Origin of the sequence: Janthinobacterium sp. GMG1 (genome assembly GCF_034427795.1) — a bacterium.
GTDB lineage: Bacteria > Pseudomonadota > Gammaproteobacteria > Burkholderiales > Burkholderiaceae_D > Janthinobacterium.
Genome location: NZ_JAXQNT010000004.1, coordinates 297,572 through 316,949, shown reverse-complemented (window position 1 = coordinate 316,949; position 19,378 = coordinate 297,572). Strand labels below are relative to the sequence as shown.

The following is a 19,378-nucleotide window of genomic DNA, read 5'->3' as shown; positions in this document are numbered from 1 at the left end:
ATTATGTTGCTATGTACGGAGAATATAAAGGAAGGCCGTGCGATACGGTTTTGCGCATTGCAGCAAAACGTGGCGTGATGCGTCAGGCCGCGGACGCGGCGCGGCGGCCCATGCATAGCAAAATCACGCCCAGCGCCACGCACAGCCAGCCGAACAGCGGCCCCAGCCATCCAGCCGAAGGGGAGGCAGACCGGTGCGCCGGCAGCGGCGCCAGCAAGGTGCTGCCCGGCATGGCACTGCTGGCCCGCTCCGCCAGCACGCGTCCATACGCGTCGCTGACCGTCAGCATCCCCTCGCGCGCCGCGCGCAGCACGGCATAGCCGTTTTCCACGCCGCGCATGACGGTCATGCGCGCGCCCATCCAGGCGTCCAGCTGGAAATCCCAGGCCGGCACCAGCATCGCCTGCGCCCCGGCCGCGCCATACGCCTGCCCCAGGGGCGCGAAATGCATGTCCTTGCAGATGGCCAGGCCCATGGTCTGCCCCGCCACCAGCTGCACGGCGTACGCGCTGCCAGCAAGAAACTCGCGCTCGGGCGGCGCCAGATGATGTTTCTGATAGCTGACGGGCGCGGTGCCATCGGGCGCGAACAGCCAGGCCAGGTTGCGCCGGCCGGCAGCGTCCTGCACGCCTAGCCCCAAGGTGATCCACGCGCCCGTGCTACGCGCCAGCGCCTGGAAACGCTGCCGCACGGCGTCCGCCTGCGCGGGTTCCAGCACGGCTATCTTTTCCGGCTGCAGCACCAGCGTGGCGCCCTGTCCGGCCAGCGCTTCGACGTGGCGCGCGTACTGGTCCCAGATGGCTTGCGCGCGCGCCGGCGGCGTGGCCGGGCCGATAAAGTCATCGATGGCCACCAGTCCCGCCAGCGGCCCGGAAGGAGTCGGGGTACCGTGCACCCGCCAGGCGCCACCGGCGAACGCGGCCGCCAGCAGCAACACGGTCACGCCCGCCACTGGCGCATACACACGGCCACCGGCCAGCAACAGGGCCAGCGCGGATGGCGCCAGGCACAACATGAACAGCAGGCCAGGCACGCCCGCCAAGGCCGCCAGCTGCAGCACGGCAAGGTTATCCGCTTGCGAATACGCGAGGCTGCCCCAGTTGCCGTCCGGCAGCAAGGCCGCCATCAGCGTATCGATAGCCACCCACAGCACGGGATACACCAGCACCGTCCAGCTTGCCCGGTAGCGCAGCACGAGGCGCCGCGTGGCCAGCACCACCAGCAGCCATAGCAGTGCCTTGACGGCGATCGCGGCCAGCACGGCCGGCAAGGGCATGAGCAGGCGGAAATAGTCAACGTTCGATGACAGGCCCAGCATGGCAGCCAGGAACGTCATCCAGGCCGCATCGCGGGGCGACGAGCGCAGGGCCAGCCACAGCACGGGCAGCGGCGCGCACCAGGCCAGCGCGCCCAGCGGCTGCGGCCCCAGCACCCAGTACAGGGGCAGGCCCGCCGCCAGCGCCGCGGCGATTTGCAACAGGCGCTGGCGCAGCGCGGTGCCGCCCGCAAACAGGATCGGCGCAGACAAGGTATTGAGCATGGTCATGCTTTCAAGGGGAGCCAGATTTCCACGCCGCCGCTACCGCTGACGGGGTCGAAATGCTGGTCGTAGCGTTCAAAATCGGGCGCGTCGGCCACTTCCAGGCCGGACTGGGGCAGCCACTCGTTCCACACCGTATGCCAGGTGGCGCGGATGGTGGAAATGTGGCCGCGGTGGTGAAACACGGCATAGCGCCGCGGCGCGATACGCAGCCGCATCCAGCCCTCGGGGGCCTGGGAAAAGTCGCTCACCGGCATGGCGCACAGGTAATCGAAATTGCCCGCATCGTCATTATTGCAGCACACGCCATACAGCACCTGACCGGGCGCCGCATGGGGCAGAAAGCGCTGCCACAGGGCGGGGATGCCGGCAACCGTTTCTGCGCGATAACGTTCGACGAGGCCCGCCAGCAGCAAGGCGGGACCCTGCTCGAAACGGGGCGCTTCCAGGGCCACGCCCGGCGCCACATCCAGTTTGATGGCGTCCACCAGCGCGAGGTTGGCGACGTGGCGCTGGGCCCGCACCTTTTCCGGCGTGAGCTGGAACTGCTCGCGGAAGGCCCGCGTAAATGCCTCGTGGGAACTGTAGCCGGCCTGCAGGGCGACGGCGAGGATGTCTTGCGCGCCCTGCGCCAGCGCGCGGGCCGCCTCGCTGAGCCGGCGCGCCCGCACATAGCGCATCACGGAGTGGCCCGTGGCCAGGCCAAACGCGCGCGTCAGGTGACACGGCGAAGCGCCGCCCACGTGGGCGATATCGCCGAGCGAGATATTCTCCGCATAATGCGATTCGATATACCAGAGTGCCTTGGCCAGATAGTGCATGCGCGCTTCCCGTTGAACGAGCAGCGACTGTAGCATTTTCGGGTGACGGGGATTTGACTGAAATTGCGCAATACGGGCATATTTTCTAGTGCGCTTTTCGTACACCAGCTGGCCGCTGCTGATACGGGCCAGTTCGGCCATCTTCTGGGCCAGGAAGGCGAGCAGGTCGTCGAGGCTGACGACGCCGGAACGCGCGCCCAGATTGTTGACCACGGGCAGACGGCGGATGCCGTTGACGCGCATGCGTTCGATGATGTCGTAGACGTCTTCGTCTTCGTCTTCGCTGGCCGTCAGCAGTTGCGCGCTCATGATGTCTCCCACCAGCAGGCTGGCAGGTTTGAGGCACATCAATGAAACTAGTCTTACTTTTCTTCGGGAGGCGGCAGGAAGCAGGCTTCGACGATTTGCAGGTCGTTATCCTTGGCAAATTCGCGCACGAAGTGAAACGCCATCGGCTCGATCTCGCGCAACTTGGTGTTGACCACCACCGACTTGACGCCATTGACGACGGTCGGGCGCACGTACGGCGAATACTGGAGGTGCGCGTTGCGCCCGCCACCTTCGGGATTGAAACAGGACATCACTCCACAAAGGCGCTCGGCCCAATCGCTGGGTCGGAATTGCTTGCCATTGCTGGTGAGACCAAGGATGAAGAACTCGTCTGAGAGTTCCCCTGTTTTTTGAGATAACTCGGCCATGTGGCTTGTCGGGACTGGATTGCGTGAATGGCCCCGGCGGGTAAGCCGGGCTGGTAATTCAACTACGTTTGCTGCGGTAAGCCAGTATTATATCTTATAGAAGACTTGGGTTCTACCTCGATCTGCCCTGGCGATGCAAACAGGGGCCGGCACGCCTAGCGCGCCAGCCCCTATTTTAACCTTGTTCCACGCGCAAGGCGCATGGATGGCGCATGTGCGCCCGCGTCAGCCGAGGAAAACGGCGCCCGACATCAACAGCAGCAGCAGCATCCACAGCAGCAAGGCGCGCCACACGAGGCCGACCGTGCTCTGCAAGGCGCGCGCGCCCGGCTCTTCGCCCGGAAGGATATCGCTTTCGCTGTCGCTGTCATCGACGGCCATGTCCGGCGTGACGACCACGCGGGCCGCCGTTTCCGCTGGCGTGCCCAGGCGTACACCCATGGCGCCGCCGCCGGCCGTCAGGATGATGCCGATGGCCTCGTCCTGCCAGCGCTGGGCGAAATTGCGCCAGGCATAGATGGCATCCTCGAAATTGCCCACCACGGCAAACGCCACGGCCGTCAGGCGCACGGGAATCCAGTCGATCCAGTAAAAGGCGCGCGCGGCGAACTGGCCGAATGCTTCATTACGCATGTGTTCAGGTTCGTTCCAGGCGCGCGCCAGGTATTCGGCCACGCGGTACATCACGGCGCAGGCAGGGCCCAGCGGCATGAGGAACCAGAAGAACACGCCAAACACATTGCGATGCGTGGTGACCAGGGCTTTTTCCACGGCGATGCGGGCGATCTCGCTCGCTTCCATGCCCACTGTGTCGAGCTTGGTCCACTCGGCCAGCAAGGTGCGCGCGGTCGCTTCGTCGCCGGCGCTCAGGGCCAGCTGGATCGAGGTAAAGTAATGGCTGTAGTGACGGAAGCCCAGGGTCAGGTAGACGATGAGGACGTTCCAGGCAAAGGCCAGCAGGGTCAGCTGATAATGCTGCAAGAGCCAGTAAATGCCTGCCGTCGGCACCATCAGCACGCCGATCATGAGGAACCAGCCCATGCGGCCATGGTTGGCGTGGCCGGCATTGAACCAGGTCTCCATGCGCATTGCCAGGCTCTTGATTTCGGCGTAGATCGGATTGTCCGCGCGCAAAGGTTTGAGCTGCTCGATCAGCAATGCGCAAAGTATGGAGAGAAATGTCATCAAACGTCCTTTTTGTCTTTTTCAGCAATACCGCAATGCCCGCTACGATAGCGCAGTGCAGTGCTGGAATCAAACTTATTACGTGCGGGGCATCATTTTACGCGCGCAAGAGGTGAAACAGATTGCGCAGCATGCCGGCGGTGGCGCCCCAAATATAGAAGCGTTCGTAGGGCATGGCGTAGAACGAGCGCCGCCCGCCGGGCAATTCCACCGACAGGCGCTGGTGGTTCAGGCCATCCATGAGGAAGGCCAGCGGCACTTCGAAAATTTCCGCCACTTCGGACGGGTCGGCGCGCAGCTCGAACGGCGGCGTCACCAGGCCCACCACGGGCGTGACCTGGTAGCCGGTGCCCGTCAGGTAGTCGGGCAGGCAGCCCAGCACTTCGATGTGCTCGCGCGCCAGGCCCACTTCTTCTTCCGTTTCGCGCAAGGCCGTGGCGATGGGCGACGCATCGACAGCTTCGCTGCGCCCGCCGGGAAAGCTGACCTGGCCCGCATGGCTGCTCAGGTGATCGGTGCGCATGGTCAGCAGGATGGTCAAGCCCTGCGGCCGTTGCACGAGGGGAATGAGCACGGCGGCGCGTACGGGCACGGCGCGGGCGGAAAGGAAATCCTGGGTAATCTCGGGCTGCCAGTCGGGCTGTTCGGCCAGGCGCTGGCGCAGCCAGCCGGGCGTCAGGCGCACGGCGTCCAGCGCCGCCTCGCCGGCGATCGAATCGATGGCGAGTTGTTTTGGATCAAATGCGATAGTGGCCATGGCAGCTTGCCTCAATAGCAATTCAGAATAAAAAAAGGGGCACCATCAGAGGCACCCCTTTTCCCAACGCAGACGCTGATATTACGCGCTTGCTTTCGCCACAACGCGGCGATTTGGCAATTTTTCTTTGATACGCGCCGATTTACCCGAACGCTCACGCAGATAGTACAGCTTGGCGCGGCGAACATCACCACGGCGTTTCACTTCGATCGAAGCGATCAGCGGCGAGTACAGTTGGAACGTACGCTCAACGCCTTCGCCGGACGAGATCTTGCGAACGATGAAGTTCGAGTTCAGGCCACGGTTACGACGGGAGATAACGACGCCTTCGTAAGCCTGGGCGCGCTTGCGCGTACCTTCGACTACGTTGACGCTGACGATAACGGTATCGCCTGGTGCGAAGTCAGGAATCGATTTACCCAGACGGGCGATCTCTTCTTGCTCTAATTGTTGAATCAAGTCCATTTTATAACTCCGAAAACCATCATGCCGGCGCACTGTGGATAGCAAGTATCCGCCCGGTAGAGGATGGGTATTACCAATTTGGGCAACATGCCCGGCACTGCAAAGCCACCCTGCCCGCCATCCGAAGACGGCTTACAGGCTGGCCAGGAATTTTTCGTCGGTCTTGCTGAGCAAGCCGGCGGCGCGCGCACTGACCAGCAGGTCAGGCCGCTTTGTCGCAGTCGCTTCCAGCATGCGCTGGCGGCGCCACTTGACGATCTCGGCATGATTGCCACCCATCAAGACGGGCGGTACGGCCATGCCTTCATATGTTTCCGGCCGCGTGTAGTGCGGCGAATCGAGCAAGCCATTGACGAAGCTATCCTCGATGGCCGATGCCTCGGTGTTCAAGACACCCGGCAACAAGCGGATCACCGCATCCATCAGCGCCATGGCAGGCAATTCACCGCCAGACAGAACGAAGTCGCCGACGCTGATTTCTTCATCGACACAACGGTCCAGCAAACGCTGGTCCACGGCTTCATAGCGGCCACACAGGATCACCAAACCAGGTTCGGCTTTCAGCTGCGTGACGCGCTCGTGCGTCAGCGGACGGCCTTGCGGCGACATGAACACCACGCGGGGCGCCGCCAGGCCCAATTCGGTCTGGCGTTGCTTCGCGGCATGAATTGTCGCTTCAAGGGGACGGGCCATCATCACCATGCCGGGGCCGCCGCCATACGGGCGGTCATCCACGGTACGGTGATTGTCGGTGGTGAAATCACGGGGATTCCACAGCGACAAGCCACATTTCCCCTGCTCGAAGGCGCGCCGGGTCACACCCGACTGCGTCAGCGCGGCAAACATTTCCGGGAACAGGGTCACGACATCAAATTGCATCGCTCACCATCCTGCAACGTTTGCCCGGCGCATTGTTAAGCGCAGGCGGTTTAATAATCGAGGCCCCAGTCGACCGTGATCTTGTTGGCAGCCTTGTCAACGTTAATGACAAACTGGCCAACAAACGGGATCAGGCGCTCAGGCGCCTTTTCAACGGTCTCATCGGCAGTGGCGACGGGCGTAACGCGCAAGATCGACTGCGGACCATTGCTCATCATGTCGTGCACTGTGCCGAGGCACTCGCCTTGCAAATTCTCGACTGTCAGTCCGATCAGATCGGACCAATAAAATTCATCGGCCGTCAGCGTCGGGAAATGGCTACGCGGAATTTGCACAGAGACGCCTTTCAGCGCTTCTGCGGCATCCCGCCCGACCACACCCACCAGCTGGGCCACGACGTCGCCGCCGTGTAACTTCGCTTGCCTGACTTGAACATCATGCAAGGTCGGTTTATCAAACCACCAGGTTTTGACGCTTAATAATGCATCCGCGTCGTCGGAGAAAGGAGTGATCCTGACCCCGCCAGCAATGCCATAAGCACCGGAGACATAGCCTACCTGTACCAGGTCATCGGGGACTTTCACCCCGGATGCAGTCTTGACCGTCAAACCAGTGATCTAATTAAGCTGCTGCTTTGTTGTTGCTAGCTACCAGGCGAGCAACGGTTGGCGACAATTGTGCGCCAACGCCTTGCCAGTAGGCCAGACGGTCTGCGGTGATACGCAGTGGAACTTCGCCACCTTGCGCCATCGGGTTGTAAAAACCGATACGCTCAATGAAGCGACCATCGCGGCGATTGCGCGAATCAGTAGCGACGATGTTGAAGAACGGGCGCTTCTTGGCGCCTCCACGAGCTAAACGAATAACGACCATAATATTTCCAAAAAGTGTGCTGAGGCGGAAAAAGCCGCAAATTATAGCGCGCTTTACCGCCAGGCAGCAAGCGTTATGATGACGGGCGTGTAATTTGGGCTAATCAAACATTATGACCAGTCATGGCCGAAGACGCAATAGGCGCGTGCGCCTATCGTGCCGACCATGGCTTGAAATCAGGCGAAATCATTACATAAACGCCACAGGAAAGTGCTATCGTTGTGCGAGAGGATGACCGATACTGGCAATCTTTACCGATGAGCAACTCTGGAGTCCCATGACCACCGCTACCATTTTGCAACAGTCGCACAAGAACAAGGCTTTCACGACACTACTGGCCTTCCTGCTGGGCATGCTGGGCGCCCACCGCTTCTACCTGCATGGCGCCAAGGACCGGTGGGGATGGCTGCACCTGGCCGCCCTGCCCGCCTCCCTGCTGCTGCGCCAGCTGCTTCCCGAAGCCGACTGGTTTTACCAGATATTGCCGCTGACCCTGTCCGCCCTGGGCGGTTTCCTGGAAGCGCTGGTACTGGGCCTGATGCCGGACGACAAGTGGGATGCGCGCTACAACGCCGCCTCCGACCACCTGTCGGACACGGGCTGGCCCCTGGCCGTGGTGCTGGTCGCTACCTTGATGCTAGGCGCAGGCGTGCTGATCGCCACCATGGCGCGCCTGTTCGACTTGCTGTATACAGGCGGTGCCTACGGTTAATTTCCGCATGGAAATGCCATCATTTGCCACGCCCCGCACGCACATGTAAGTGTTGGTAAGCAATCATGATTTTCCTCTATACTGCATTCACAATGCCGACATTACTGGCACATTCAACACCCCCTAGGAGAAGATCATGATTCGTCGCCCACTCATCCTCGCAGTCGCCGTCACGGCCCTGTTCAGCACCTCAGCCTTCGCGCAAAACCTGTCGCCGAAGGCGCAATACGCCTACGACACGAAGCAAGCGAACACGCGCTACGCGGACGACAAGAAACTGTGCGCAGAAGAAAGCAGCTCGAAAGCCCGCATGCAATGCCTGCGCGATGCCAAGGGCGAATACGACCAGGCCATCATCAACGCCAAGGCCGCGCAAAAAGCCGGCAACTCGTATGCAGGCCAGAACAACAAGCCAGCTCAACAGCAGATCTGCGCCGATTGCGGCAAGGTGCTGGCAGTCAACGTCGCTGAAAAAGCCGGTGAAGGTGGCGCCCTGGGCATGATCGGCGGCGGCGTGGCCGGCGCCCTGCTGGGCCGCCAGGTCGGCGGCGGACGCGGCAAGGATCTGGCCACCCTGGCCGGCGCAGCAGGCGGCGCTTTCGCGGGCAAGCAAGTCGAAGGCCACATGAAAAACAGCAAGGTGTGGACCGTCACCGTGCAATATGAAACGGGCGCCAAGGCTGACTTCGCTTTTGACCAGGATCCAGGCCTGGCAGCTGGCGACCTCGTGCGTAATTCCGGCAACGGCATCGCCCGCCGCTAAGAACGCAGAACTAAATAAAAAAGCGCTGGAGATCACTCTCCAGCGCTTTTTTTACATGCTGCCGGCTTTCACCGGCCAGGATGCCACTTAAAACTGCTCTTCCGACAGCGCCATCACGCCGGCGCTGCCGTCGATGATGGTGGCGCGCAGTCCTGGCGCTTGCGACAGGATGTGGTCGGCAAAGAAGCGTGCCGTGGCGATTTTTGCCTTGTAGAACGCCGCGTCGCCGCTGCCTTCTCCCAGCCTTTGCTGCGCCACCACGGCCGCGCGCGCCATTTGCCAGCCGCCCAGCACGATGCCGGCCAGTTTCAGATACGGCACGCTGCCCGCAAACACGGCCTTGATGTCCGTCTTCATGTTCGCCACTACGTACTCAACTACCGCTTCGAGCGCGGCGCTGCCTTCGGCCAGGTGGCGTTGCAAGGCCTGGAAGTCGGCACCGGAGAGTTCGCCCAACTGGGCTTCCGTGGCGCGCACCTGGGCAATGATGGCTTTCGCCACGGCACCGCCGTCGCGTACCGTCTTGCGGCCCACGAGGTCGTTGGCCTGGATGGCCGTCGTGCCTTCGTAGATGGTCAGAATCTTGGCGTCGCGGTAATGCTGGGCGGCACCTGTTTCCTCAATGAAACCCATGCCGCCATGCACTTGCACGCCGTCGCGCGTGACGTCCTGCGACATTTCCGTGGCCCAGCCCTTGATGACGGGTACCAGGTATTCATAGGTCGCCAGGCTTTCCGCGCGCACGTCCGCGTCCGGATGGTGGTGCGCCACGTCGCTGATGGCCGCGCCCACGTAGGCCAGCGCGCGCGCCGCCTCCGTGTGCGAGCGCATGGACATCAGCATGCGGCGCACGTCCGGGTGGTGGATGATGGAGACGGGGCCGGGTGAACCGGCCAGGTCGCGCGACTGCACGCGGTCCTTGGCGAACGCCACGGCCTGCTGGTAAGCGCGCTCGGCCAGGCCGATGCCTTGCAGGCCGACGCCGAAGCGGGCCGCGTTCATCATGATGAACATGTATTCGAGGCCGCGGTTTTCCTCGCCCACCAGGGTGCCGATGGCGCCGCCGTGGTCGCCAAATTGCAATACGGCCGTCGGGCTGGCCTTGATGCCCAGCTTGTGTTCGATCGACACGCAATGGGCGTCGTTGCGCGCGCCCAGGCTGCCATCGGCATTGACGAGGAATTTCGGCACGATGAACAGCGAGATGCCTTTCACGCCAGCGGGCGCATCCGGCGTGCGGGCCAGCACCAGGTGGACGATGTTTTCCGCCATGTCGTGTTCGCCGTACGTGATGAAAATCTTCGTGCCGAACACTTTATACGTGCCATCTTCCTGCGGCACGGCGCGCGTGCGCACGGCGGCCAGGTCGGAACCGGCCTGCGGCTCCGTCAGGTTCATGGTGCCCGTCCACTTGCCCGACACCAGATTTTCCAGGTACACAGCCTTTTGCTCGTCGCTGCCAGCCGTCAGCAGCGCTTCGATGGCGCCGTCCGACAGCAGGGCCACCAGGGCGAACGAGATGCTGGCCGAGTTGAGCATTTCAATGCAGGGCGTGGCCAGCAGCTTGGGCAAGCCCTGGCCGCCGAACTCCGTCGGATGCTGCACGCCCTGCCAGCCCGCTTCGCCATACGCCTTAAAGGCTTCCTTGAAGCCTTTCGAGGTGGTCACTTGCCCGTCGTGCCAAAAACTCGGTTCCTTGTCGCTGGGGCCGTTCAAGGGGGCCACCACGCCGCCGCAGAACTTGGCGTTCTCTTCCAGCACGGCTTCAGCCGTGTCGGGCGTTGCGTCTTCGCAGCCAGGTAGCGTATGGATTTCGGCCAGGCCGGCCAGTTCGTTCATCACGAACAACATGTCTTTCAACGGGGCTTGATAGCTCATCTTCTTTTCTCCAAGAAAAAAGCCACGCGCGGCTCGCCGTGTGGGGCGGGCCGGCGTGGCTTTGTCAGTAACAAAACCGGAAGGGGTGTGACTTAACCCAGTTCTTTGACCAGTTGCGGCACGATCTCGAACAGATCGCCCACGATGCCGTAGTCGGCCACGGCAAAGATCGGCGCTTCCGGATCCTTGTTGATGGCGACGATGGTTTTCGAGTCTTTCATGCCGGCCAGATGCTGGATCGCGCCCGAGATGCCGACGGCGATGTACAGCGATGGGGCGACGATCTTGCCCGTCTGGCCCACTTGCCAGTCGTTCGGCACGAAGCCGGCGTCGACGGCGGCACGCGAAGCACCCATGGCGGCGCCCAGCTTGTCGGCCAGCGGCTCCAGGATGTGGAAGTTTTCAGCCGAACCCATGCCACGGCCGCCCGACACGATGATTTTCGCGGCGGTCAGTTCAGGACGGTCGGACTTGGCCAGTTCGCGACCCACGAAGGCCGATTTGCCATTGTCGGCAACGGCGGCGACGGTTTCCGTGGCAGCCGAACCGCCGGTGGCGGCAGCGGCGTCGAAACCGGTGGTGCGCACGGTGATGACCTTGACCTTGTCGCCAGATTGCACGGTGGCAATGGCGTTACCGGCGTAGATCGGGCGCTCGAAGGTGTCAGGCGAGTCGACCTTGGTGATTTCCGAGATTTGCGCCACGTCCAGCTTGGCGGCCACGCGCGGCAGGATGTTCTTGCCGTAGGCGGTGGCTGGCGCCAGGATGTGGCTGTAGTTGCCGGCGATGGCCAGCACTTGCTCGGCCACGTTTTCGGCCAGGCCGTCGGCAAAATATGGCGCGTCGGCAACGATGACTTTCGTCACGCCGGCGATTTGCGCGGCAGCAGCAGCGGCAGCCGATGCATTCGAACCTGCGACCAGTACGTGCACGTCGCCGCCGCACTGGGCAGCCGCGGTCACGGTGTGGTGGGTGCTGCCCTTTAAGGTAGCGTTGTCGTGTTCAGCAATAACTAATGCGACCATGATATGTCCTGTAATTGTTCTGGATAGACGGCAAAGCCGCTTAGATGACTTTGGCTTCGGTACGCAGCTTGGCGACCAGGGTAGCGACGTCCGGGACCTTGATGCCCGCCGAGCGCTTGGCTGGCTCGACGACTTTCAGGGTCTGCAGGCGTGGCGCAACATCGACGCCCAGGTCTTCCGGCTTGACGGTCTCGAGCGGCTTTTTCTTTGCCTTCATGATGTTCGGCAAGGTCACATAGCGTGGCTCGTTCAAGCGCAGGTCGGTGGTGATGATTGCTGGCAAGGTCAATGCCAGGGTTTCCAGGCCGCCGTCGACTTCGCGGGTAACGGTGACTTTACCGTCTTCCAGCACGACTTTCGAAGCGAACGTGGCTTGCGGCCAACCCAGCAGGGCTGCCAGCATCTGGCCGGTCTGGTTGCTGTCGTCATCGATGGCTTGCTTGCCCAGGATGATCAGTTGCGGCTGCTCTTTCTCGGCCAGGGCTTTCACCAGCTTGGCGACGGCCAGCGGTTCCAGTTCGGTCGTCGTTTCCACCAGGATGCCGCGGTCGGCGCCAATGGCCATGGCCGTGCGCAGGGTTTCCTGGCACTGCGTCACGCCGCAGGAGATGGCGACCACTTCAGTGACCTTGCCGGCTTCTTTCAGGCGCATCGCTTCTTCCAGTGCGATCTCATCGAAAGGGTTCATCGACATTTTGACGTTGGCGGTATCGACGCCAGTGCCGTCACTCTTGACGCGGACTTTGACGTTATAGTCGACCACGCGTTTGACGGGTACCAAGACTTTCATAGCTATGCCTTTGGGAAATTATAAAAATGACGGATCAAGTGCTGATTGTGCGTTCGATTATAAGAGAAATTTGAATCCTGAACCGAATTTAAGCACGATCGTGCGATTTTTTGTTAGAGCAATCCATCTAAACTGTCCGGCTTTGAGGATTTCAGGGGAGTCCGCCGCTACGCTGCAGGGCAGCAAAAGAGCCGGCATGGAAAGGAAAACCAGGCCGCGCCACGGCGGCCCCGGCTGGCAGAATTATTTGCGTTGCATCAGGAAGACGAATTCGGTGCCCGTCTGCACGTGCGACAGCAGGGCGTTGCCCGTTTGCTTGGCGAAAGCCTGGAAGTCGCGCACGGAACCGGGATCGGTTGCCATGATGCGCAGCACTTCCCCACTCTGCAGCTCTGACAAAGCCTTTTTCGCCTTCAGAATCGGCAAGGGGCAATTCAAGCCCCGCGCGTCGAGTTCTTTGTGAAATTCCATAATCTCGGTATCAAGTAGTGTGTCGCTCATCATCAATATCCCGCCATTTTTGTTGTACTGATTTTCGACATACTACTCTAAATCAGGGGCATTGACGCGCTGCACCAAAATAGTTCATCGGCTGTTGTGGTGTCACAACGAGATTCCACACGGCAAAACGGCCCACAAACAGTGTCTGCGGGCCGTTTTCAAGGGGCTGTGGGGCGAAAACCCCGCATGCCCCCTAGCTTACGCCTTATTTTGCGCGTTCGCCGACCCAGGCCGGCACGCCTGCCAGGGCGTTCGCCAGGCCGCTCGGATCGGTACCGCCCGCTTGCGCCATATCGGGGCGTCCGCCGCCTTTTCCGCCCACTTGCTGTGCAACGAAGTTCACCAGCTCGCCCGCTTTGACCTTGGAAGTCGCGTCCGCCGTCACGCCGGCGATCAGGCTGACCTTGCCGTCCGCCACGCTGGCCAGCACGATGGCGGCCGTTTTCAGCTTGTCCTTCAGCTTGTCCATGGTTTCGCGCAAGCGGGCCACGTCGGCGCCGTCCAGCACGGCAGCGAGCACCTTGATGCCATTGACATCGACGGCTTGCGTGACCAGTTCATCGCCCTGGCCCGACGCCAGTTTCGATTTCAGCGCGGCCAGTTCCTTCTCCAGCGCCTTGACGTGGTCCTGCACCTGGACGATGCGGGCAGTCAGCTCTTCCGGCTGCGCCTTCAGGGCATTGGCCGCTTCGACCAGGCGGCGGTTGATGGTTTGCACCAGCGCCAGCGCGCCCTCACCCGTCACGGCTTCCACGCGGCGGATGCCGGCGGCCACGCCGCTTTCGCCGATGATCTTGAACAGGCCGATGTCGCCCGTGCGCTGCACGTGGACGCCGCCGCACAGCTCTTTCGAGCTGCCGATGTCGAGCACGCGCACTTCGTCGCCGTATTTCTCGCCGAACAAGGCCATCGCGCCATGCTTGACGGCATCGTCAAACGACATCAAATGGGCTTGCGTGGCGCGGTTTTCCAGGATCTCTTTATTGACAATGGTTTCCACGGCGGCGATTTGCTCGGCCGTCATCGGTGCATTGTGGCTGAAGTCGAAACGGGTCTTGTCCGGATCGACCAGCGAGCCCTTTTGCGCCACGTGGCTGCCCAGCACTTCGCGCAAGGCCTTGTGCATCAAATGCGTGGCCGAGTGATTGCGGATGGTGCGCGCGCGCTTGGCCGTATCGACTTGCGCCGAGACGGCGTCGCCCACGCTCAAGGTGCCCGATTCCAGCACGCCATGGTGGCCGAACACGTCGGCCTGAACTTTCAGCGTGTCGCTGACGGCAAAGCTGCCCGCGCCCGAGGCGATCACGCCCTGGTCGCCCACCTGGCCGCCCGATTCCGCGTAGAACGGCGTCGTGTCGAGCACGACGATGCCCGCTTCACCGGCCTTGAGTTCCTGTACTGGCGTGCCGGCTGCGTACAGCGCCACGACCTTGCTGCTGAACGTCAGTTGATCGTAGCCGACGAAGGTGTTTTTCTCGCCCGTGTACTCGACCTTGCTGTCCTTGTGCGTCTTGCCGCCCTTGCGCGACAGTTCCTGGCTTTCCTTCAGGGCCGCGTCGTAGCCGGCCTGGTCAAAGGTGATGTCACGTTCGCGGCAAATGTCGGCCGTCAGGTCAGGCGGGAAGCCGTAGGTTTCGTACAAGGTAAAAGCGGTGGCGCCGTCGATGCCGGTGGCATCCTTGGCCAGCTGCGCTTCCAGTACTTTCATGCCCGTTTCCAGGGTTTCGCCGAAACGTTCTTCCTCGGCTTTGAGCATGTTGGCGACATTGTCTTTCGCTTCTTCCAGCTCCGGATAGGCGCCGCCCATCTCGATGGCGAGGTCAGCCACCAGCTTGTAGAAGAACGGCTTCGTCTGGCCCAGCTTGTGGCCATGGCGCAAGGCGCGGCGGATGATGCGGCGCAAGACGTACGCGCGGCCTTCGCTGCCCGGAATGATGCCGTCGACGATCATGAAGGCGGCGGCGCGGATGTGGTCGGCGATCACGCGCAGCGACTTGTTTTCCAGGTCCGTGGCGCCCGTTTCGCGCGCGGCAGCCTTGATCAGGTGCTGGAACAGGTCGATTTCATAGTTCGAATGCACGTGCTGCAGCACGGCGGCCAGGCGCTCCATGCCCATGCCCGTGTCGACGCATGGCTTCGGCAACTTGTGCATGACGCCCGCTTCGTCGCGGTTGAACTGCATGAACACCAGATTCCAGATTTCAATGAAGCGGTCGCCATCTTCGTCAGGCGAACCCGGCGGGCCGCCAGGAATGTCGGCGCCGTGGTCGTAGAAGATTTCCGTGCACGGACCGCATGGGCCCGTGTCCGCCATCTGCCAGAAATTGTCCGACGCGTAGCGCGAGCCCTTGTTGTCGCCGATGCGGATGATGCGCTCGACGGGCACGCCAATTTCCTTGGCCCAGATATCGTACGCTTCGTCATCTTCGATGTAGACGGTGACGGTCAGCTTGTCAGCCGGCAAGCCATATACCTTGGTCAGCAGTTCCCACGCGTATTGAATCGCGTCGCGCTTGAAATAGTCGCCGAAGCTGAAGTTTCCCAGCATTTCAAAGAAGGTATGGTGGCGCGCCGTGTAGCCGACGTTTTCCAGATCATTGTGCTTGCCGCCGGCGCGCACGCAGCGCTGCACCGAGGTGGCGCGCGTGTACGGACGGCTGTCCGTACCCGTAAACACGTCCTTGAATTGCACCATGCCGCTGTTCGTCAACAGCAAGGTCGGATCGTTGCCTGGCACCAGGGAGCTGGAACGGACGATGGAATGGCCCTTGGACTCGAAAAATTTGAGGAACTTGTCGCGGATTTCAGTTGATTTCATGTTTTTTTGGCAAAGAGTGGCGGCAGCTTTAAAGGGAAGATTATACGTGATATGGGGTGCGGCAATGACGGCTGGCCAGGGCATTGTTGCGCCCGTGCCAACATCGGCAGCCTGCCGGCTCAGGCCGGGTCGTGGTGGCTGGCGCAGGCGTGCCCAGTGGTGGCAACGGTGGCGCTCCCCGCTGTGGCCGTGGCGCCGGCGGCGGCATTGCAGTCGGCGCAGCGGCCGTACAGGGTCAACTCGTGGCGCTCGACAACAAAGCCTTGCGGCGCCATGCGCTTCAAGTCGCCCGGGCAATCATGCACGTCGAACACGCGCTGGCACGTGGTGCACTGGAAATGGTGGTGGTGGTGATTGGCGACAGCGTTCGATTCGTAGCGCGGGTTTTCGCCCGGCAAGGTCACAACGTGCACCTTCTCTTCCAGCACCAGCGACTTCAAGTTGCGGTAAACGGTGGCGATGCCCAGTTGCGTCACTTGCAAGCTGGCCTGTTCAAGGATTTCCTGCGCCGACAGGGGGCGCTGGGCCGACTCGATGGCGGCTTGAATAGCGGTTTTTTGACGTGTTGTGCGTTCCATAGCCGACAGAATACACCATCCGCCTGTATCTACCGCCCGGAAAAACTGTCACACAGTAATGATAATGGGTTATCATTATCATCTTAGGGCAGGCATTTACCTGTCACACGCTGCCCCAACCCTGCCAACACCGATAGCCGATAAGGAAATCTTGCCCATGTCCGTCCGTCCTCACCAACCCACTCCCCTCGCGCTGGCCATCATGCTGGCCTTTGCCGCCCCTGCCAGCGCCCTGGCGCAGCAGGCGACAACCTTGCCTGCCGTCACCGTCTCGGCCAGCGCGCTGGCCCTGGGCAGCGACGACATGAGCACGCCCGTCACCGTACTCGAAGGCGAGGCACTGGTGCTGGCAAGGGCAGCGACCCTCGGCGAAACGCTGGCCGGCCAGCCCGGCATCACGTCCAGCCATTTCGGCGCCGGCGCCAGCCGCCCCATCATCCGCGGCATGGATGGTCCGCGCGTGAAAGTGCTGTCCGATGGCGCCGAAGTGCAGGACGCTTCGACCATCAGCCCCGACCATGCTGTCGCGGCCGAACCGATGCTGTCGGAACAGATTGAAGTCTTGCGCGGCCCGTCCGCGCTGGCCTACGGCGGCGGCGCTGTCGGCGGCGTGGTCAATGTAATCGACAAGAAAATCCCCACGCGCGTGCCGGCAAAAGGCTTTGAAGGCAGCGCGGAAGTGCGCGCCAACTCGGCGGCGCGTGAAAAGGCAGGCGCCTTTGAAGTGACTGGCGGCTCCGGCAACATCGCCTTCCACGCGGAAGGCGTCAAGCGCGACGCGAAAGAATACAAGGTCGGCAGCGGCTGGGAAGGCGGCTCGACAGTAGGCGGCAGCTACAACAAGACGGACACGGGCAGCGTGGGCGTGTCATGGGTAGGTCAGCGCGGCTTCCTGGGCCTGGCCTTCACCAGCCAGAACGCGGAATACGGCTTGCCTGGCCACAACCACGAATTCGAGAGCTGCCACCCGCACGGCACGCACCTGCATTGCGGCGGCCACGAGGGCCACGGCCATGGCGACGAAGAAGAACATGAGCACGAGCATGAACACGAAAGCGTGCCGTACGTGAAACTGAAGAGCGAACGCTGGGATGTGCGCGGCGAATTGCGCGACCCCGTGCCCGGCTTCGCCAAGCTGCGCCTGCGCGCCGCGTTCACCGACTACAAGCACGATGAAATCGAAGGCACGGAAATCGCCACCACGTTTAAAAACAAGGGCCACGATGCGCGCCTGGAAATGGAACACCATCCCGTCTTCGGCTGGCGCGGCGTAGTCGGCCTGCAAACGTCGAAGCGCGATTTCTCGGCCCTGGGCGAGGAAGCGTACGTGGCGCCGACGGTCACGAAGAAACACGCAGCCTTCCTGGTGGAAGAATACAAGCTCGACCAATGGCGCTTCGAAGCGGGCTTGCGCCACGAATGGCAAGACATCACGGTCGACAGCGCCACCTTGCAAGACCGCAGCGCCAAGGGCACCTCGATTTCCCTGGGCGCCGTGTGGAAATTTGCGCCGCAATATTCGCTCGGTTCGACCATCTCGCGCACGCACCGCCTGCCCAGCGCCGAGGAACTGTATGCGCACGGCGTGCACATGGCCACGGCCACGTATGAGCTGGGCAATGAAAACCTGGGCAAGGAAACGTCGAACAATATCGACTTGACCTTGCGCAAATATGCGGGCGCCACGACCTTCTCGGCCAGCGCCTACCGCAACAAGGTGGACAACTACATCTTCGGCTCCACCCTGGACAACCACGATGGCTTCCAGCTGATCCAGTACGCCCAGCGCGACGCCACGTTCACGGGCGTCGAAGGGCAGATCCGCCAGCAGCTGAACCCCATGTTCGGCGCCAGCGTGTTCGGCGACTACGTGCGGGCCAAGCTGGCCGACGGCGGTGGCAACTTGCCGCGCATCCCGGCCCAGCGTTTTGGTGTGAAGTTCGACGCCAACTGGCAGGCGTGGAGCGGCGTGGCCGAGCTCTACCGCGTGGGCAAGCAGGATAAAGTGGCAGCGTTCGAAACGGCAACGCCTGGCTACAACATGCTCAACCTGTCCGCCAATTACGACACGCGCATCGGGACGACGCCAGCCCAGTTCTACATCAAGGCAAATAACCTGACAAATGAACTGGCGTACAGCCACACCTCGTTTATCAAGAATGCGGCACCGTTGATGGGGCGCAATTTGACAGTAGGCATGCGCGTAACTTTCTAGTAACACCTGACATAAGCTACTGCGCGTCGTGATATACGGCCTGCGATGCTCACTGTGCTATAGCACAGTTGCGCTTCTCGGCCATATCTCACTTCCGCTCGCTACGCTTCTGTCAGGCGTTGTTAAGCCAGGAGGTTGTCAGCTTGCCTTGATCAAATCTATCCTGTCCGTACAAAACCCGTCAACGCCCCAGGCCAGCAGCTCGCTGGCCCGCTCCGGGGTGTTGACGGTGTAGCAGAACAGTCCATATCCCGCCGCCTTGACCTCTCGCGCCAGTACCGGCGTCAGCTGCCGGTGGTCGCAATGGATCGCCACCACGCCCAGTTCCTTTGCCTTTTCCGCCCAATCAGAAGGTATCTGTTCGACCAGCCAGCCGCGCGCCAGTTCCGGCGCCGCCTGGCGCGCCGCCTGCAAGGCGTCAATGCTGAACGACGACAGCAGCGGCAGCAATGCGCCAGCCGCGATTTCCTGCGCAAAGTGTTCGCGCGTGGCGCGCGCCACGGTCTCGCCCGTGGGCACGTCGAAGCCGGACGCCGGCTTGATTTCGATATTCATCCAGATGCGCTGCGCCTTGCAATAGTCCACCACGGCCTCGAACGCGGGTACGCCTTCGCCCGCGAACTGGGGGCCGAACCAGGCGCCCGCCTCCATTGCTCCCAGCTGCGCAGCCGTGTAATCGTTGACCTGGCCGCTGCCGGCCACGGTGCGGCCCAGCTCGGGGTCGTGCACGACGACGGGCACGCCGTCGGACGCCAGCATGACGTCAAATTCCACGGCGCGGTAGCCGTAGGCCAGGCCGCAGCGCAGGGCGGCCAGGGTATTTTCAGGCGCCAGGGTGCCGCCGCCGCGGTGCGCCAGGGTGCGTGGATAGGGCCACATG

Annotated in this window: 19 protein-coding genes and 1 pseudogene; 3 read left to right on the top strand and 17 right to left on the bottom strand. The window is 62.1% G+C overall.

Going from position 1 to position 19,378, the window contains the following annotated elements; translation table 11 throughout:
* Positions 1-82: 82 nt before the first annotated feature.
* The 10 genes and pseudogenes from SJI03_RS13260 to rpsP form a co-directional block, all read right to left on the bottom strand.
* Positions 83-1,546 (bottom strand): nitrilase-related carbon-nitrogen hydrolase, encoded by a 1,464-nt coding sequence (locus tag SJI03_RS13260; RefSeq protein ID WP_322427476.1) that lies wholly within the window; start codon positions 1,544-1,546, stop codon positions 83-85.
* Complete coding sequence (locus SJI03_RS13255; protein ID WP_416208749.1) at positions 1,543-2,361, bottom strand: GyrI-like domain-containing protein; 819 nt, start codon at positions 2,359-2,361, stop codon at positions 1,543-1,545. The genes SJI03_RS13260 and SJI03_RS13255 overlap by 4 nt, the downstream gene beginning before the upstream one ends.
* 159 nt (positions 2,362-2,520) lie before the next feature.
* Positions 2,521-2,670: pseudogene (locus SJI03_RS28945) on the bottom strand (CBS domain-containing protein); the annotation flags it as partial.
* Positions 2,671-2,723: 53 nt separating this feature from the next.
* Entirely contained in the window at positions 2,724-3,059 is a 336-nt protein-coding gene (locus SJI03_RS13250; RefSeq protein WP_029496213.1) for a DUF3579 domain-containing protein, read from the bottom strand.
* Between the two features lie 225 nt (positions 3,060-3,284).
* On the bottom strand, positions 3,285-4,244 hold the full coding sequence (locus SJI03_RS13245) for a CobD/CbiB family protein (protein WP_099379454.1): 960 nt from the start codon (positions 4,242-4,244) through the stop codon (positions 3,285-3,287).
* A 97-nt stretch (positions 4,245-4,341) separates the two neighbouring features.
* Positions 4,342-5,001: a CoA pyrophosphatase gene (locus SJI03_RS13240; RefSeq protein ID WP_099379455.1), complete on the bottom strand. Its 660-nt coding sequence runs from the start codon at positions 4,999-5,001 to the stop codon at positions 4,342-4,344.
* An 81-nt stretch (positions 5,002-5,082) separates the two neighbouring features.
* Positions 5,083-5,466, bottom strand: coding sequence for a 50S ribosomal protein L19 (gene rplS / locus SJI03_RS13235; RefSeq protein ID WP_035825414.1), 384 nt, complete (start codon positions 5,464-5,466; stop codon positions 5,083-5,085).
* 132 nt (positions 5,467-5,598) lie between these two features.
* The gene (gene trmD, locus SJI03_RS13230) at positions 5,599-6,345 is read right to left on the bottom strand and encodes a tRNA (guanosine(37)-N1)-methyltransferase TrmD (protein ID WP_099379456.1); all 747 of its coding nucleotides are present in this window, start codon (positions 6,343-6,345) and stop codon (positions 5,599-5,601) included.
* A 50-nt stretch (positions 6,346-6,395) separates the two neighbouring features.
* Positions 6,396-6,953 (bottom strand): ribosome maturation factor RimM, encoded by a 558-nt coding sequence (gene rimM, locus SJI03_RS13225; RefSeq protein ID WP_058051091.1) that lies wholly within the window; start codon positions 6,951-6,953, stop codon positions 6,396-6,398.
* A 13-nt stretch (positions 6,954-6,966) separates the two neighbouring features.
* On the bottom strand, positions 6,967-7,218 hold the full coding sequence (gene rpsP / locus SJI03_RS13220) for a 30S ribosomal protein S16 (protein WP_010395524.1): 252 nt from the start codon (positions 7,216-7,218) through the stop codon (positions 6,967-6,969).
* 277 nt (positions 7,219-7,495) lie between these two features.
* Here rpsP and SJI03_RS13215 point away from each other — a divergent pair, with 277 nt between their 5' ends.
* Positions 7,496-7,930: an NINE protein gene (locus SJI03_RS13215; protein ID WP_322427474.1), complete on the top strand. Its 435-nt coding sequence runs from the start codon at positions 7,496-7,498 to the stop codon at positions 7,928-7,930.
* 136 nt (positions 7,931-8,066) lie between these two features.
* The gene (locus SJI03_RS13210; RefSeq protein WP_099379458.1) at positions 8,067-8,693 is read left to right on the top strand and encodes a glycine zipper 2TM domain-containing protein; all 627 of its coding nucleotides are present in this window, start codon (positions 8,067-8,069) and stop codon (positions 8,691-8,693) included.
* 87 nt (positions 8,694-8,780) lie between these two features.
* Here the strand turns inward: SJI03_RS13210 and SJI03_RS13205 are convergent, their stop codons facing one another.
* From SJI03_RS13205 to SJI03_RS13180, 6 genes are all read right to left on the bottom strand, one after another.
* Positions 8,781-10,571, bottom strand: a complete 1,791-nt coding sequence (locus SJI03_RS13205) for an acyl-CoA dehydrogenase (RefSeq protein WP_322427473.1) — start codon at positions 10,569-10,571, stop codon at positions 8,781-8,783.
* 92 nt (positions 10,572-10,663) lie between these two features.
* Positions 10,664-11,596 carry an electron transfer flavoprotein subunit alpha/FixB family protein gene (locus SJI03_RS13200; RefSeq protein WP_086145064.1) on the bottom strand — a complete coding sequence of 311 codons (933 nt, stop codon included), beginning with the start codon at positions 11,594-11,596 and terminating at the stop codon, positions 10,664-10,666.
* Between the two features lie 40 nt (positions 11,597-11,636).
* Positions 11,637-12,386, bottom strand: coding sequence for an electron transfer flavoprotein subunit beta/FixA family protein (locus SJI03_RS13195; RefSeq protein ID WP_322427472.1), 750 nt, complete (start codon positions 12,384-12,386; stop codon positions 11,637-11,639).
* 243 nt (positions 12,387-12,629) lie between these two features.
* Complete coding sequence (locus SJI03_RS13190) at positions 12,630-12,857, bottom strand: sulfurtransferase TusA family protein (protein WP_010395510.1); 228 nt, start codon at positions 12,855-12,857, stop codon at positions 12,630-12,632.
* 235 nt (positions 12,858-13,092) lie between these two features.
* A complete protein-coding gene (alaS, locus tag SJI03_RS13185; protein WP_322427471.1) occupies positions 13,093-15,705 on the bottom strand; it encodes an alanine--tRNA ligase in 2,613 nt (870 codons plus the stop codon).
* A 119-nt stretch (positions 15,706-15,824) separates the two neighbouring features.
* Complete coding sequence (locus tag SJI03_RS13180) at positions 15,825-16,283, bottom strand: Fur family transcriptional regulator (protein ID WP_099379462.1); 459 nt, start codon at positions 16,281-16,283, stop codon at positions 15,825-15,827.
* A gap of 157 nt (positions 16,284-16,440) precedes the next feature.
* Here SJI03_RS13180 and SJI03_RS13175 point away from each other — a divergent pair, with 157 nt between their 5' ends.
* The gene (locus SJI03_RS13175; RefSeq protein WP_322427469.1) at positions 16,441-18,498 is read left to right on the top strand and encodes a TonB-dependent receptor domain-containing protein; all 2,058 of its coding nucleotides are present in this window, start codon (positions 16,441-16,443) and stop codon (positions 18,496-18,498) included.
* Positions 18,499-18,636: 138 nt separating this feature from the next.
* Here the strand turns inward: SJI03_RS13175 and ugpQ are convergent, their stop codons facing one another.
* A complete protein-coding gene (gene ugpQ / locus SJI03_RS13170) occupies positions 18,637-19,377 on the bottom strand; it encodes a glycerophosphodiester phosphodiesterase (RefSeq protein ID WP_322427468.1) in 741 nt (246 codons plus the stop codon).
* Position 19,378 lies beyond the last annotated feature (1 nt).